16 protein-coding genes are annotated in these 13,367 nt (G+C 63.4%); 10 read left to right on the top strand and 6 right to left on the bottom strand.

What is annotated here, in order from left to right:
* On the top strand, positions 1 to 618 hold a 618-nt coding region (locus tag BLR03_RS14095; protein WP_217639794.1), incomplete at its 5' end, for an NADPH-dependent F420 reductase.
* A gap of 310 nt (positions 619 to 928) precedes the next feature.
* On the top strand, positions 929 to 1,111 hold the full coding sequence (locus BLR03_RS14090) for an NAD(P)-binding domain-containing protein (protein ID WP_217639793.1): 183 nt from the start codon (positions 929 to 931) through the stop codon (positions 1,109 to 1,111).
* Positions 1,112 to 1,334: 223 nt separating this feature from the next.
* Here the strand turns inward: BLR03_RS14090 and BLR03_RS25335 are convergent, their stop codons facing one another.
* From BLR03_RS25335 to BLR03_RS14075, 3 genes are read right to left on the bottom strand one after another with little or no spacing between them, the layout of a single operon-like run.
* Positions 1,335 to 1,709: a DUF6262 family protein gene (locus BLR03_RS25335; protein WP_146072352.1), complete on the bottom strand. Its 375-nt coding sequence runs from the start codon at positions 1,707 to 1,709 to the stop codon at positions 1,335 to 1,337.
* The gene (locus tag BLR03_RS14080; protein WP_091253578.1) at positions 1,699 to 3,636 is read right to left on the bottom strand and encodes a tyrosine-type recombinase/integrase; all 1,938 of its coding nucleotides are present in this window, start codon (positions 3,634 to 3,636) and stop codon (positions 1,699 to 1,701) included. Before BLR03_RS14080 ends, BLR03_RS25335 begins: the two co-directional genes overlap by 11 nt.
* Positions 3,623 to 4,771: a site-specific integrase gene (locus tag BLR03_RS14075; RefSeq protein WP_091253575.1), complete on the bottom strand. Its 1,149-nt coding sequence runs from the start codon at positions 4,769 to 4,771 to the stop codon at positions 3,623 to 3,625. Before BLR03_RS14075 ends, BLR03_RS14080 begins: the two co-directional genes overlap by 14 nt.
* 940 nt (positions 4,772 to 5,711) lie before the next feature.
* Between BLR03_RS14075 and BLR03_RS14065 the strand changes: the two genes are divergently transcribed.
* The 4 genes from BLR03_RS14065 to BLR03_RS24445 all read left to right on the top strand — a co-directional run bounded on the left by BLR03_RS14065 (position 5,712) and on the right by BLR03_RS24445 (position 8,219).
* Positions 5,712 to 6,068: a hypothetical protein gene (locus tag BLR03_RS14065; RefSeq protein ID WP_091253569.1), complete on the top strand. Its 357-nt coding sequence runs from the start codon at positions 5,712 to 5,714 to the stop codon at positions 6,066 to 6,068.
* 442 nt (positions 6,069 to 6,510) lie between these two features.
* Complete coding sequence (locus tag BLR03_RS14060; RefSeq protein ID WP_139184562.1) at positions 6,511 to 7,122, top strand: hypothetical protein; 612 nt, start codon at positions 6,511 to 6,513, stop codon at positions 7,120 to 7,122.
* 193 nt (positions 7,123 to 7,315) lie between these two features.
* A complete protein-coding gene (locus BLR03_RS24450) occupies positions 7,316 to 7,930 on the top strand; it encodes a hypothetical protein (protein ID WP_091253561.1) in 615 nt (204 codons plus the stop codon).
* Between the two features lie 61 nt (positions 7,931 to 7,991).
* On the top strand, positions 7,992 to 8,219 hold the full coding sequence (locus BLR03_RS24445) for a helix-turn-helix domain-containing protein (RefSeq protein WP_091253557.1): 228 nt from the start codon (positions 7,992 to 7,994) through the stop codon (positions 8,217 to 8,219).
* 13 nt (positions 8,220 to 8,232) lie between these two features.
* Here the strand turns inward: BLR03_RS24445 and BLR03_RS14045 are convergent, their stop codons facing one another.
* The gene (locus tag BLR03_RS14045) at positions 8,233 to 8,448 is read right to left on the bottom strand and encodes a helix-turn-helix domain-containing protein (protein ID WP_091253554.1); all 216 of its coding nucleotides are present in this window, start codon (positions 8,446 to 8,448) and stop codon (positions 8,233 to 8,235) included.
* Between the two features lie 495 nt (positions 8,449 to 8,943).
* Between BLR03_RS14045 and BLR03_RS14040 the strand changes: the two genes are divergently transcribed.
* From BLR03_RS14040 to BLR03_RS14030, 3 genes are read left to right on the top strand one after another with little or no spacing between them, the layout of a single operon-like run.
* Positions 8,944 to 9,471 carry a hypothetical protein gene (locus tag BLR03_RS14040; protein WP_254788492.1) on the top strand — a complete coding sequence of 176 codons (528 nt, stop codon included), beginning with the start codon at positions 8,944 to 8,946 and terminating at the stop codon, positions 9,469 to 9,471.
* Positions 9,468 to 10,433, top strand: a complete 966-nt coding sequence (locus BLR03_RS14035) for a hypothetical protein (protein ID WP_091253551.1) — start codon at positions 9,468 to 9,470, stop codon at positions 10,431 to 10,433. The genes BLR03_RS14040 and BLR03_RS14035 overlap by 4 nt, the downstream gene beginning before the upstream one ends.
* A 25-nt stretch (positions 10,434 to 10,458) precedes the next feature.
* The gene (locus BLR03_RS14030; protein WP_091253549.1) at positions 10,459 to 11,316 is read left to right on the top strand and encodes an oxygenase MpaB family protein; all 858 of its coding nucleotides are present in this window, start codon (positions 10,459 to 10,461) and stop codon (positions 11,314 to 11,316) included.
* 133 nt (positions 11,317 to 11,449) lie between these two features.
* Here the strand turns inward: BLR03_RS14030 and BLR03_RS14025 are convergent, their stop codons facing one another.
* Positions 11,450 to 12,178: a PKD domain-containing protein gene (locus BLR03_RS14025; RefSeq protein ID WP_091253546.1), complete on the bottom strand. Its 729-nt coding sequence runs from the start codon at positions 12,176 to 12,178 to the stop codon at positions 11,450 to 11,452.
* A gap of 235 nt (positions 12,179 to 12,413) precedes the next feature.
* Between BLR03_RS14025 and BLR03_RS24035 the strand changes: the two genes are divergently transcribed.
* Positions 12,414 to 12,980: a hypothetical protein gene (locus tag BLR03_RS24035; RefSeq protein WP_139184560.1), complete on the top strand. Its 567-nt coding sequence runs from the start codon at positions 12,414 to 12,416 to the stop codon at positions 12,978 to 12,980.
* A 67-nt stretch (positions 12,981 to 13,047) separates the two neighbouring features.
* On the opposite strand, the gene BLR03_RS14015 is transcribed toward BLR03_RS24035, so the two are convergent.
* Positions 13,048 to 13,236: a hypothetical protein gene (locus tag BLR03_RS14015; RefSeq protein WP_091253543.1), complete on the bottom strand. Its 189-nt coding sequence runs from the start codon at positions 13,234 to 13,236 to the stop codon at positions 13,048 to 13,050.
* Positions 13,237 to 13,367: the final 131 nt, after the last annotated feature.

Raw genomic sequence — 13,367 nt, 5'->3', positions numbered from 1 at the left:
ATCATCGGTCTCGGAACCATGGCCCGAATTCTCGGCACCCGGGCGGTCGCTGCCGGCCACAGCGTCCAGGTCGTCGGCCGTGACGGTACCAAGGCCGCCGCCCTGGCCGGGGAACTCGGCGGCAACGCCACAGCAGGGACGATCGCAAGCGTCGCGCTCACCGGTGACATCGTCATCCTGGCTGTGCCGTACGCCAGCGCCTCGTCCATTGTCGGCCAGTACGGGGACGCGCTGACCGGCAAGGTCATCGTCGACATCACGAACCCCTTCGATCTCACCACGTTCACCGCGCTCGTCACTCCCGAGGACAGCTCCGCCGCACAGGAGATCGCCAAGGCCGCCCCTGCGGGCGCGCATGTCGTCAAGGCGTTCAACACGCTCTTCGGCGGCGTCCTCGCGTCCGGTGAGGTCGAGGGCCGCCCGCTCGATGTGCTCATCGCCGGTGACGACGCCAACGCCAAGGCGTCCGTGTCCTCGTTCGTCGAGAGCCTCGGACTGCGCCCGCTGGACACCGGTAACCTGAAGACCGCGCACTGGCTGGAAGGAACGGGTCTGCTGCTTCTCGGTCAGGCCCAGCGGCAGAAGAACTTCTCCCTCAGCATTAAATTTCTCGGCTGAACGCACGTCAAACGCCGCTCCCGATCCGGATCGGCCGAGACAACAACGGAGTAACCGGGCCCGCGGGACCAGATCGACCAATCCGGCGACCGGTGCGGGGACTCGATCTCTAAGATCGAGTCCCCGCACGCCCCACTCCTCGACCCGATGCCGCACAGTCGGCGAGTGACGCAACCGCTCACATGGCGGGCTCCCGGCCAGGCCCCCGGCCTTCTGCGACACGGACCACACGCTCATATGCCGACTCACCGCCCCCGGCACGCACGGATGGCGGTGGGCCGGCAGCCCCAACCAGCGAAGGAACAAGCCCATGAAGTTCGGAATGATAGGTGCGGGAACGCTCTCCCGCGCCATAGCCGGTGACTCAGTAAAGGCCGGTCACGACGTGGTCTTCAGCAACAGCCGAGGCCCCGAGACGCTCAAGGAAATCGTGGACGCCTTCGGGCCGGACCTTCACTTACCCCACCTCTGGCGATACCGCTCCCAGTACTGATCCGCTGCGCTGAGAAAGTTCGCTTGCGAGTTCGCTCGGTGACAATCGGGTAACCCTCAAGCTCAGGAAGTCGCATGCCCTGCGCCAGAGCCGCGACGATAATCCTTGCCGGCGGTGCGACGACCCGGACACCCGCAGATAGAACGACGCCAAAAACCGCTGCGATTCACAGGCCAGGACTGTGCACGATCAAGTGCACGGAGACGCGGGGACTACTGCGACGTCAACGCCGGGCCTCGCGCAGCGCTCCATGCGCCCGTGCCAGCCGATCCTGCAGACGGCGGTTCTCGTCCGTGAGCTGCCGGATGCGTTGGTGGGCAAGCTGAAGCCGTCGGTGCATGGATGCCTCGGACGCCCGAACAGACGACGCGGTTGGGGATTTTCTGCCCGGTCGGGTCCGCTGCTGTAGCTGCTCCAACAGGTGCGGCTGGGTGTAAAGCCAGGAGCGTGACACGCCCGCTGTCCGGGCGAGCTCGCTAACGGTTGCGGCGTGCGTGGTTTGGTCCAGTTGCTTGAGCGCCTCCTCCACTTGTTGACGCGCCTTGTCTGATCGTTGGCGTGCAGCGGCCAGGAGGTGGTGGGTGTTGTCAGTTCGCATCGTTACTGCTCCCGTCCCCGGTGCTTTGGATAGTGCCGATGATGCTTTCCAGGTTGGCCGCGACGTGTCGGTTCATTTCGACGACCCGCGTTTGCCCTGCCGCCTCGGCGTGGGCGATGAGTCGATTCGTCGAGCGTAGATGGTTCAAGTGCTCGGACAGGAAGTCCGGGGTGGTGACGAAAACCGGGCAGGTCAGGCATGCGTTGGCGTGGGGGCAGGCCTGCTGTAGCGGCAGTCCGCAGTACCCGTTGGGCAGGGCCATGGTGACCCGCCCCAGGTTTTCTTTCATCCAGGCCGCGTCATTGATCGCGTCATCCTGCCCGGCGCTGACGGTTTCGCCGTGGATGTTGATCTTCCGGGCTTGTTCCCAGTGCCGGCGGACGGTCTCGTCCTTGAGCCGCGCGTAGCGGGCGGTCATCTCGTGGGATTCATGGTCCAGCAAACGGCGGACCACTTCCTGCGGGACATCGGCGTTGATGAGCCGTGTGGCGTAGGTGTGGCGAAGCTGGTGGGCTGTGAAGCGGAACGGGCGGCCCTGTTCATCATGGAGCCCGATCGTCGTCTGCCAGACCTGGATGAGGCCGGCGGCGGTTCCGGGGTTCCACGGCCGGTCGCCGGTTCGGGAGTGTGGGGCGGGGGCAAGGTAACGAGCTTCCGGCATGACGGCTCGGACGGCGCTTGTCTGCTGGGCGATCGCGGCAGCGAGTTCGTCGTCGATCGGCAAGGTCGCCTCGCGGGACATCTTGTGGTTGAAGTAGCGCAGGTAGGGGGCGTTCTGGTTGTCGTTGAGGAGGCAGTCGATTTCCAGGCGGTATGTATCGGAAAGGCGTAGCCCTGTGCGGATGAGTATCTGCATCATGAGCCGGTGCGGCTGCTCCAACTGCTCGAGCCCCTTGGTGTCCTCGATTTGGGCCATGACGAACTCCGGAAGTGCCCGAGGCAGTGCCGCCGGGCGGCGCGGATGGTCTCCCATTCGAATCCCGACAGATGGCGGCAGCGCTGGTTCCCAGTTGTTTTCGCGGACCGCCCGCAGGAACAAGGCAGTCGAGCTCAGGGAGTAGCTGCGGCTGGCGGGACTGAGGCGGAGTTGAAGCAACAGGTTGAGGTAGACCTCGATGCTTTCCCTGGTGAAGTCCTGCACCGCGCCGCTGGCACCGGCATGTTCGGTGAAAGCGTCCGCCAGCCGCTGCAAGGCAGTCATATCCCGGTTGAGCTGGGAATAACTCGTCCCGGTGGAGATCCGCCAGCGCATGAACCGCTTCGCGAGCAGCCTCAGCCACGGCTGCGGCATGGTGCTGAACCGCAACCTGCCCTGCTGGCCGGTCCTGCCCCTGAACCCCATGACCTCCAGCCGCCAGACATCGCGCTCGAACTCAGAGGACGCATTGGGCGGTTCCAGAAACTGTTCCAGAGCCGAGGAAAGAGCCGCATACGCCCGCCGCACCGCCGAAGAAGCATCCTGAAGCTCGGTGATTTGATCGCCGGAATCGATCAGTAACGACCCTGCTTCCCGTTGTCTCAGCCTGCCGAGCAGGCCGCGGAGGTCCTGCAACCGGAACCGTTGCCGATCCCTCGGGCTGGAAGCCAGGAGCTGGATCGCCAAGGCCAGCTCGATGCGGAGCCTTTCCGGCAAGCCGCCCAGATCCAACCTTTCAGGCCTTGTTGCTGGCCCGGACTGGGCCCGGAATTCGTCGAGACCGGGTTGGCCGAGTTTGTTCCACCGGTAGAGGTGCGTTTGACACAACTGCTTGGCACTGAGGAACCGGGCGCACCCGCCAATGCTGCAGAGCGGGAACAGGTTTCCCGCCAGCTCAGTGTCATCGAGCACAATCACAGCGGCATCAAACCGTGGCGAAAGCGCAAGGCGCATCCGAGGCAGGGCGTCGCCCGGGCCCGTGGAACCGCCCCTGACTTCACGCCCGGTCATCAGCCGTCCCCCTTTGGCTCGGACCCAAAGTATTACCGTCGGCCTCCGGCCTGTCAGGCAGCCAGCCCGCCGATGCCAGCGCCTTCCGCACGTGCCGGATCTCAAGGTGGGAATAGGTGTCGATCGTGGTCGCGACCGACGAGTGGCCCAAGAGTTTCTGGACCACCTCGGACGGGACGTTCCGGCGAAGCAGGTCCGTGGCATACGTGTGGCGGAACTGGTGCGGTGTGAAGTGAAACCCCGTACGGGCCCGCAGCCGGGCGACCAGATCAAGGACCGCCTGATAAGTCATCGGACGGCCCACGGGCTCCGCCCAAAGATTCACGAAGACATAGTCGCAATCCAGCGTCCCGTATTCGTCGAACAGGTAATCTGCGAACATCCGCACCAGACCGGGCTGGACTGGAATGTCACGGTCGCCAGTCTTCGCCCTGGCGTTGTTGGCGTTCCGCCGGGCCCGCACCCTGACGATGCACTCAGCGGCGTCAATGTCCTCATGCCGGAGTCCAAGTGCTTCGCCGATCCTCATCCCGGATCCAGCCAGCAGGGCGAAAAGTAATCGATCCCGTTGATGGTCGCACGCCTCCATGACCACCGAAACCTGACCCGGGCTGAGCGTCCGCGGTATCCGGGCCGACGCCCTCCGCTTCAGCTCCTTCCCCGGCCGGGCCGAACCGCCAAGATGGGCAAGCAACGGCTTCCACGATCCGCCGCGGCCACGCCGGCGCGACAGCGGCAAGAATTCGAAACTCGCCCCGTGTTGCTGATGAAACTGGTAGAACGATCCGACCGCAGATAACTTGCGGTTGATCGTCGTCGCCGAACAATGGTCCGCCCGGCCCGTCAGGCGCCGCAGTTGTCCCGATCGCTCGGCGGGAGCGAGCCGCAGCCAGTTGGCAAAGCGGGCAAAGTCCTCCAACTGCACGTCCTGCCACCGCACCTGGGCCTGCTCGAGAAACGTGAAGAAATCCCGCAGATCGAAGGCATAAGACCTGACCGTCCCGGGCGACCGGTCCACAGCTTCCAAATGAGCAAGGAACCGGTCCACTGGAGCCACAACGTCGTACGAGGGGTCGATGACGGTCCAGGATTCCTCCCCTTCGTGCTGGATCACTCGTTGAACGGACCAGGGCATGGCGGCTCCTTGGAAACGAACTCATGTGCTGGCATCCGGTCTAACAGGCCAAATTGACTGAACCGTGAACTCGTGGACAACACTCCAGATAACACTTCCGACGAGCCGTGGGTGACTGTCGTAGGCCGCCCGTAGGCTACGTCAAAGACATCCAGCCAAGGGCTGAAGGAAACAACTGTTCGAGCTAGTGGGCACACTCCTGTCTCCCAGGTACAGCATCATCATCACTAGAAGGCACTACGAAACTTGGGCCTGGGCGGGGGAACTCTTGTTCGGTCCCGAAGGGTTGCACAACAAACATGCCATGCTTGAGGGTCCGGCGAAGATTGGCGGTTTGGCCGTAAAATTGGCCATACACGACCACGGAGTACCTCTAGTTGTACCTGAATTTGGAGCCGGAGACCTGCAAGCTTTAGAAGCTCTGTCTCGCGCGACTACGGCTAGCAGGCTGGCCACGGAGTCGATTACTTTTGTCGCGTTCCCGTATCTTGAGGGCCTAATCAAAGAGCGCTGTTCGCACTACGTACGAGCCGATGGAACAAACATCCGTCCATTCACGGGCCTCAATCGCAAGTACGGACCCACTAACCGGCTAAGCAGTTTGGCCGACGCTCTGTATCTTTTTGTGAGGACGAGCGAGTCTCCGGTCCTCGCGCAGCGACTCTCAGCAATCCTGGAGAGACTAGCTGACGTCGAAGATGTGCCCTGGTCAGAGAAGAATCGTGGTTACACCGCGCTTTACAAGATCCGCAACCGAGCCCTGCACGGTCAGGATAACAACACGAACATAGGGCACTCGTCCTAACGATCGCGTTGCTGATCGCAGTGGACGAGATCTCGGATGATTACGAATCACATCGAATAAGGGCCGCGCAAGCCGTCGGTCGTGGGCGAACATCGCACCCCCACTTCTTCTATCCCATGAACTGAATGCCACCTCATGGCATCGTTCACCCTCGGCGGGGAAAGCTACGAGTACCTCAGTCCGGATCCCGGGCGCCCCGCAGAGGATACCCGCTCGTGGGAGTACGGGAACTACCCCAAGGTAATGGCCAGCGTCCCGCTGGCTGGCGGCGCAATGGTGGATGTCTACCCCGTTGCCGAACGCTGGAACCCGCCATATGTCCTCGTGTCCTGGGCGGACGACGGGGGCCATTCGCACTGGGCGTGGATCCCTGCAGGCAACATCCGCCGCGTCACGGACTCCGAATGGGACATCCAGGAGTATCGGCGCTGTCCCGAGAAGCTGCGTCCCATCCGGTGGGGCACCAGGTTCCCGGGTTTCCTGCCCGGCTAGGACGCCCCACGCAGAATGCCCAAGCCGTTCGTCAGAAGGGCCGGGCCATTGATTCTGCAGCAAGGGCTGAAATGGAGATTTGAGCCCATAGGGCAGGTGATCCATCCGGAGTACTCCCGGACCATTCCCGGCGAAACTGGCTCGTCCTCCGCCAGCAAGCTCAGCCTATACGTTTAGCCTACTAAGACATCAGGGAACACCAGGGCATGATCGCGCTTTAATAGGGGAAATAATGACAAGTAATCGGAAGACCTGCATCTTCTGCGGGTCGGCGACAAACAAAATGAGTCGTGAGCACGTTTTTAGGTCGGCTCTTCGCAAACATGCGCCCGACCATGACGCGGTATTTCACGACCACACGCAGGGAACCAGCCGAGATCTCCAGTCCTCCATTTTTGACCAGACCGTTCGAAAAGTCTGCAAGCCTTGCAACGAGGGATGGATGCATCGCCTCGAAGTCGAAGTCGAAACAGTGTTGGCTGCCCTGATTCGTGGTGAAGACGTATCGGTGTCCCCGGCTGAAGGAGCCGCCCTCGCCAGATGGGCAGCGAAAACCAACGTTGTTCGGAGCCACAACATGAAGTCGCGCTCGGTACCCGCCGATGCGGCCTTGAAGCTCATGGAGAACCGCGATCTCTCCGATGGCTGGTACGTCGCCATCTGGCGTCACGGCGATTGGATTTCGGCAGACCTCCTACGACACTTCGACGCGAAGACATACATCTATGAAACAGACAATCCGTCCACGGCCCAATCATTCAAGGGCATGATCCGAGCGCAAGAACACATACTAATTCTTGGCCACTTCTTGATCTATTCCAGATTCACGGCGCAACCGGAGGGATTTGCCGTCGACGTCGAGGCCGCCTGGCAAGCCTCCATCGAGTCCGTGAGCCTACCGGACGAGCCACGATCGCTGCCGCAAGGCGCCGGCTTCGAGTCACCGGCCATGGGCATCATCCTCAGCGAGGACCGCTGGCGAGTCGCATCCATTCTTCCGCGGGCATATCAACGCATGACAGGAACCGTCTGGGATGGGTCCGAGATGCAGTGACGTTCGCTCCATGCACACTCACCGCTGCAGGTGGAACATACTGACGCTGCCGGAGAATCTCCGCAGCATCCGGCGGGGCAACCGGCTCCCGGGGTTCCTGCCGGCTTGATGCAATCACAGCTGGGTCAATTCATGGTGATAACCGGGCTTCCCCTAGACTGCAGCCCATGACTTTCATCTCGGGCGTCAAGCCGTGACCACTATCGCCCAGGTCTTCGAACACTTCGAGGGTAAAGACTGGGTCACCCTGGTTGCCTCACTGATCGCGATCATGGTCTCGGTCGTGGCCGTGCTTCACAACCGCCGCGCCAATCAGATGAACGAGATCTCGTCGCCCGCGCATTTTACGGCGACGTGGCATGAGCACAAGGATGATCGTCCAGTTCATGTCTTGCGTTTGGTTAACTCTGGAGACGGTATTGCCGACCGCGTCACCGTAACTTTGCCGTACGACCCAAACCACATCCTCGGCCTAAGCGGAACCATCCGCGAGCTGCTAAAACCGGGGGACGCGGCGATGTTTCTGCTGAGCCGAATGTCCCTTTTCAAGACCGAAAGCGCCATGAGCAAGTACAACTTGGTCGTTGAGTGGTTTGACGTTTGGGGAAAGCCTCGCACCCAACGAATTTCAGCCCAAAACGTTCGATGGGGCGACGAGACATCCACCGACGCTCCGGGACATGCTCATCCCGAAATTGTCGACGAGTCGTCCGGGCTCTACGACCTCGCGCCGTGGATCACGAGAGTCTTCAAACGGCCGACGTGGAAACGCCGGCGAAAGCACCGTCCCCGTCAGGACTTTAGGTAGGCGAGTAAACGGCATTTCACCGTCGTTTAGCCGAGAGCGTCCGCGGCGTAGGATCGCCACTATGTTGAAAGACCCATGGAATTCAGCAACCACTTCAACGGGCCTGCCGCGACTCGCCTTCACGCTTGAAGAGGTATCCGAGATGCTGGCCGAACCCGTTCAGACGATCAAGCGGCACTGCCAGACTCATGCGCTCCGCGGCGCTTACAAGACTGGCGGCAAGACGAGCCCGTGGCGGATCCCGCCAAAGGCAATCGACTATTACCAGGCGACTAGACCCAACGAGTAGTCTGCTGCTTGCCTCACGCAAACGGGTCGGGTTCAGGTTCTTCCGCCCAATCGGGCAGCGCGGGCGGGTTCTTGATCTTGTCGATCAGGGCCTCGACGTCGTCATCAGCGAACATCACCCGCACGCCCACCCTCGTAAACGTTCCGTACTGGCGGGCCAGTCGCCGGACAGTGGATTCCGTGAGGCCGAGCTCAACAGCAACCTGGGCTGGAGTTTTGAAGTATGGCATGGACTCAATTTTGGTCGTCGTTTGGTCGTCTTTTAATCCGTGGCGGCTCGTGGGGATGCGTGGAGTTCAATGGCGCTGACTAGTCAAAAGCTGTGCCGTTCCGCTGTTTTTGCGGTGACTCTGGGACATTATCGTGGGCTTCCGTGGACGGCGCAACAGTTTGCCTGCTCCGGAACAATGGGTTCCGGGTTCGAGTCCCGGGGGGTGCACCACAGAGAAACCCCGTCTTCACTGGCTCCCAGCCACGTGAGGCGGGGTTTCTTCTTGCCGTAATTCCCCGAACGGATATTTGCGGGCTATTTGTTCTGGCTGGCCCTCCTGCGGCGGAAGCCCAAGGAGCCCCAACTTCGCTGCAAGACAGCTCGGAGGCCCGTCCGCCGAGACGCTGCTCCAGATCAGGGACCTCATTGACGAGCAGCTGGCCGGGACTGACGCCACTCCGGAAGTTTCGCAGGGCCCTGAGCAGGGCTGATACGCTCCTCATCTGGAGCAGGGGTGCTCCAGGCCGCATTCAACTACTTCGAGGACTCGTTCGACATGGACTACAGCGTCGCCCGAGAGCGGGCGCGAACTGCCGAAGGCCGCCTGCAACTGACCGAGCCCGTCTCCATGCGCTCCATCCCGGCCCACCTGGAAACCGAGCGGGGACGTCCGATTGTCATCAAGCCGATCGACAACACCCCCACCGACAAGGTCTGCGGCCTGTGGTTCGGACTGGACGACCTGGATCTTATCCTCCACGCCAAGGCGGCCTCGGAGGTGCACCGCCAGCAAATCGTGCTGCACGAGTTCGCCCATATGATCCTCCGCCACGAGCAGGAGGACGTCTCGCACGACTACGCCAAGACCTTCTTCCCGGACCTCGACCCGGAGCGCGTCGTCTCGGCCCTGAAGCGCACCGACTTCTTCAACGAGCTCGAGGTAACTGCCGAACTCCTTGCCGACCGGCTGGCCTCCCGCATCCGCCGCTCCTACCGGGAGCCGGATGCGGAGCCGGGCAACTTCGGGGCGGTCTTCGGATGATGCAGTTCCTCATGGCCGCGGCACTGTTTCTCTTGGCCGGGGCCCGCATTCCCGCCCTGCTTCGCAACCGGACCGACCTGGTGTTCTCCTGCGCCGTGTACGGAGCCATGGGCTCTTTGCTCATGTCCCCGATTGTCTATGTCCCCCTGGACACAGCCCTGGGCGGGATGAACCTGGTCAAACTGGTCCTGAACTCCCTGATGATTATCTCTCTCTGGTATCTGCGTCTCGCTGCATTCGCCGCCATCGCCCCGGAAGCCGGCGGTCGCCGGTCCTGGTGGACACGCACCCTGCCTCTGACGCTCACGCTGACCCTGCAAACCGCGTTCTTCCTCCTCACAGGACCCACCATCACGACCCCCGCCTGGGGCATCTACGAGGACCGCTTCCCGGCCCTCCTGTTCTCGCTGATGCTCACCCTCTTCATCTGTTCGATGAGCGCGGAAATTGCCGTGATCTGCTTCCGCTACGTTCCCCGTATGAGTCGATCGTTCCGTGTCGGTTTCTCCATGCTGGGCGCCGGCTGCATCATGGGTTTCCTGGTGATGGCCGAGATGTGCCTCTCCCTGCTGGCCCGACACCTAACATTCCTGGCCATATTGGTCAGGCCCGATTTCCCCTACCATGAGCTGGAGCTGGTCGCGACCGTCCTGGCCGGCGCCGGACTCACGATCCCGGCTGTTGCCGGCAGGGCTGCCCGCAAGAACCTGCACCGCTGGAACACCGAGACCCTCGCACGCGTCGAGTCCATCTGGGCCAAAGCGCTGCAGAACACGTCTCTTGACGGGACCCTTGGGGCCGACCCCCAGGCGCCGCTACAGGACAGGCTGCACCGGATGGTTGTCGAAATCCGGGACGCTGAACTCGCTGCGGGCACTTCGGCGGCCTTCCTGACCGCGGAGGAGCGCGGCTACCTGCTCTCCGTCGAAGCAAAGCTCCATGTCTCCCCTGCCCCGGCATAACCTGCGGCAGCTACAGAAAGCCCACATGCACCTTCTGACGCACCCGAGCCGCCGAACACGCCCGAGCGGTACGGACATGTACGGGATCTACCGGAACATGGTCCTCTTCGATTTCAAGGCTGAAATCCATTCGGGCTTCTTCGTCGCTTATTACCGCAACTTCGCCATCCCCTCCACGGCGAGGACCCTGGCGGCGACCGGGGAGATGAAATCCCGGCCGATGAAGCGCTCCTACGACACCGGCATCGTCCTCCACGAGATTATCGCCAACGGGTTCGAGCACGAACGCAGCCAGGCCATGATCGAACTGCTCCGCCGGGTCCACAAAGGGGTGCCCGGCACCCCGGACGACTTCGTCTACGTCCTCATGACCTTGCTCGTCCTGCCGCTGCGCTGGACCGAACGTCACGGCTGGCGCCGGCTGACCGGGCTGGAGAGGCAGGCCGCCACGGACTTCTACGCCGAACTGGGCCGGCAGATGGGGCTCGAAGGCATCCCAGCCACCTTCGCGGAGGCGGAACGGTTCCTGGACGAGTACGAGGACCGGAACATGGGCCCGAGCCCTGAGGGCTCGATGCTGCTCAATGCGACCGTCGCGGCCTTCGCCAGCCGTATCCCCGCCCGGCTTCGCCGGTTCACCCCGACCATCCTGGCGCTGATGATGGACAAACCCCGGGTCGCTGTTGCCTTGGACCTGAAACCTGCACCGGCAGCGCTGCGCGTACCGTTCAACGCGGTGCTGCGGTTCCGCTCCCTCATGGCCAGGCGGCGCCCCTTGCCAACCGAGCCTATATTTGTGCCGGGAAGGATGAACGTCGTGGCATACCCGGACGGATACACCCTGGACCAGATCGGCCCCTGGGGGAAATCAGCCAACGTCTAAGGCGCGGGGCAGGCGCCGTCCGAGCCGCTTGCGCTGAAGGTTGGCCCTTGATGCCGTCCGGTGCGGGATCACCCGTCTTCGCAGGCTTAGCGGCCTGCGGGACGCGGTTTCTTATTTGTCCGCTAAGCTTCCCTCATTTCGCGGCCGGCAGGGTCGTTCCCGCCCGGTCGCCGAGTGCGCCGTCGGCGGTGATGCCGAAGACCTGCAGGAGGACGTCCTTGTCGCGCTGGATGTCGGTGACCGTGACGGACCGGGCCGACTTGTCAACGCGGCCGGCAGGGAACCCGTTCACGGCCACACCCCAGGAGTCAGCCGTCGGGTCATTCGATTCCCACGTGACCTTCACCTGAGTGCCGTCGGCGGAGACGACCTCGGCCTTGACGGTGGTCGGCGGGACCGGGCGGACGCCGCCTGGTCCCGGGCCAGTGCCGACGTGGACCGGGGTCTTCAGGATGTTGGCGCTGCCGAGGGGGTTAGAGACCCGCAGGATCATCACGCCTTCGAACGGCCGGGCGTAGACGTGCTTGAGGACCGGCGACCGGGTTGTCGTGTCGTATGTGCCATCCCCGTCCAGGTCCCACTCGTACTTGCCGATGACGCCCTCGGAGGATGAGGCGTCGAAGTTGATCTCCTGGCCGGGCCTGGCCCAGTAGGCGTTGATCGGCAGTCTAGCTACGACGTCGATCCGGCTGCCGCCCAGGGGCATCGTGTTGATCTGCAGGGCCCCGGCGGCGGCCTGGCTGGGTTGGGATTGGCTGGGTTGGGATTGGCTGGGTTGAGCTTGGCTCGCAGACGCCTGGCTGGCGAGTGCGGAGCTGCTCGGTGCCGTTGCCGGGACCTTGGAATCCGCGGACGGGCTCACGGCGGGTGTTGCCTGTCCCGGCCTTGTGCGCAGCCTGTGGCCAGCATCAGTAATGCCGTCGCGGTGGTCCAACAAATTGCCCGGCACAGCCCCATGAAATCCCCCATTGACCGATCCTGCCACGGGTAAACGCTGACGGATAGATCACGACGTCACGAGGAAGCGTCGTTCTACCGCGACACTCACCGGGCCGAGGTTCCCTGCCGGCAGGCGGTGGAACCCTACGATGGGGAGGATGAACTCCATCCGGAAGGCCTGTCGCATAGCCGCCGTGGTTCTCGTGCTCGCGGCGTCGCCGCTCCTCCTGGCGCGGCCCGCAGTGGCGGCTCCCTGCACGCCTGCCGGCCTCATCCCGGTGAAGATCTGCCCCGCCGCGCCGACGCCGGGCCCGCCGGCCGCTGCCCCGGGTTCCGGTTCGCCACCGCCGAGCACCCCGGCACCGTCGACGTCGGCCGCCGCGCCGTCCCCAGCGCCACCCGAGTCGCCGTCACAAGGACAGACGGCCCGGCCCGCACAGGTCCCGGCGCCCCCGACGCCCGGCCCGGTTCCATCCGCCGGTCAGGGCGCCGCCGGTCAATCGGCCACGGGGACCGTCCCGGCCGACACCTCCGGGACTCCGGCATCGGGCGCCGGCCACGGGGCCGTGCCCTCACCAGCCATGCCACCGGGCAGCCCGGCCGGACAGGATGTTCCCGGACCCGGCGGGCAGGGCGGCCTCACCGGCGGGGCTCTGTTGGCGCTGGGCGGGCTCCTCCTGGGCTCCTCGGCAGCGATTGGCCTCCGCCGGCCGGGCCAGTCGTGAAAAGGCCGCCGAACCATCACAGCGAACTGTGGCGGTTCGGCGGCCGCTTGAATTACATCGTGTTGTCTTAGACCTTCTCGCGGGACCGGGCTACTACTTGTTCCGGCTCCTCGACGGTGAATTCCTTGGTGCGGCGGGGGAAGGCCCAGAACTTGAATTCCTTTGCCTCCGGCCGGGGCTCCCGGCGTTCCCCGGACTCCCGTGCGGCATCCTTCCTGGTATCACGCCCGAAATCCTTGTAGTTCGAATAGCACATCACTGGCCTCCTTCATGGTGATTGCCCTTTAATCGTCCTCCCGATCCGTTGGCACGTCGAGACTCTCGCTACCACCGCCGCCCCGATGTACGCTCTGTCTCAGTAACAGAGAACGCCCGCGCACCGGAAAA

The sequence above is a fragment of the Arthrobacter sp. ok909 genome, assembly GCF_900104405.1.
GTDB classification, from domain to species: domain Bacteria; phylum Actinomycetota; class Actinomycetes; order Actinomycetales; family Micrococcaceae; genus Arthrobacter; species Arthrobacter humicola.
This window is presented reverse-complemented; position numbering and strand designations above follow the sequence as displayed.

Excerpts from the sequence above, each read along its gene's own strand:
- BLR03_RS14090 (WP_217639793.1), top strand. The coding sequence starts at position 929 with ATGAAGTTCGGAATGATAGGTGCGGGAACGCTCTCCCGCGCCATAGCC.
- BLR03_RS25335 (WP_146072352.1), bottom strand. The coding sequence starts at position 1,709 with ATGCGAACTGACAACACCCACCACCTCCTGGCCGCTGCACGCCAACGA.
- BLR03_RS14080 (WP_091253578.1), bottom strand. The coding sequence starts at position 3,636 with ATGACCGGGCGTGAAGTCAGGGGCGGTTCCACGGGCCCGGGCGACGCC.
- BLR03_RS14075 (WP_091253575.1), bottom strand. The coding sequence starts at position 4,771 with ATGCCCTGGTCCGTTCAACGAGTGATCCAGCACGAAGGGGAGGAATCC.
- BLR03_RS14065 (WP_091253569.1), top strand. The coding sequence starts at position 5,712 with ATGGCATCGTTCACCCTCGGCGGGGAAAGCTACGAGTACCTCAGTCCG.
- BLR03_RS14060 (WP_139184562.1), top strand. The coding sequence starts at position 6,511 with ATGCATCGCCTCGAAGTCGAAGTCGAAACAGTGTTGGCTGCCCTGATT.
- BLR03_RS24445 (WP_091253557.1), top strand. The coding sequence starts at position 7,992 with ATGTTGAAAGACCCATGGAATTCAGCAACCACTTCAACGGGCCTGCCG.
- BLR03_RS14045 (WP_091253554.1), bottom strand. The coding sequence starts at position 8,448 with ATGCCATACTTCAAAACTCCAGCCCAGGTTGCTGTTGAGCTCGGCCTC.
- BLR03_RS14035 (WP_091253551.1), top strand. The coding sequence starts at position 9,468 with ATGATGCAGTTCCTCATGGCCGCGGCACTGTTTCTCTTGGCCGGGGCC.
- BLR03_RS14030 (WP_091253549.1), top strand. The coding sequence starts at position 10,459 with ATGCACCTTCTGACGCACCCGAGCCGCCGAACACGCCCGAGCGGTACG.
- BLR03_RS24035 (WP_139184560.1), top strand. The coding sequence starts at position 12,414 with ATGAACTCCATCCGGAAGGCCTGTCGCATAGCCGCCGTGGTTCTCGTG.
- BLR03_RS14015 (WP_091253543.1), bottom strand. The coding sequence starts at position 13,236 with ATGTGCTATTCGAACTACAAGGATTTCGGGCGTGATACCAGGAAGGAT.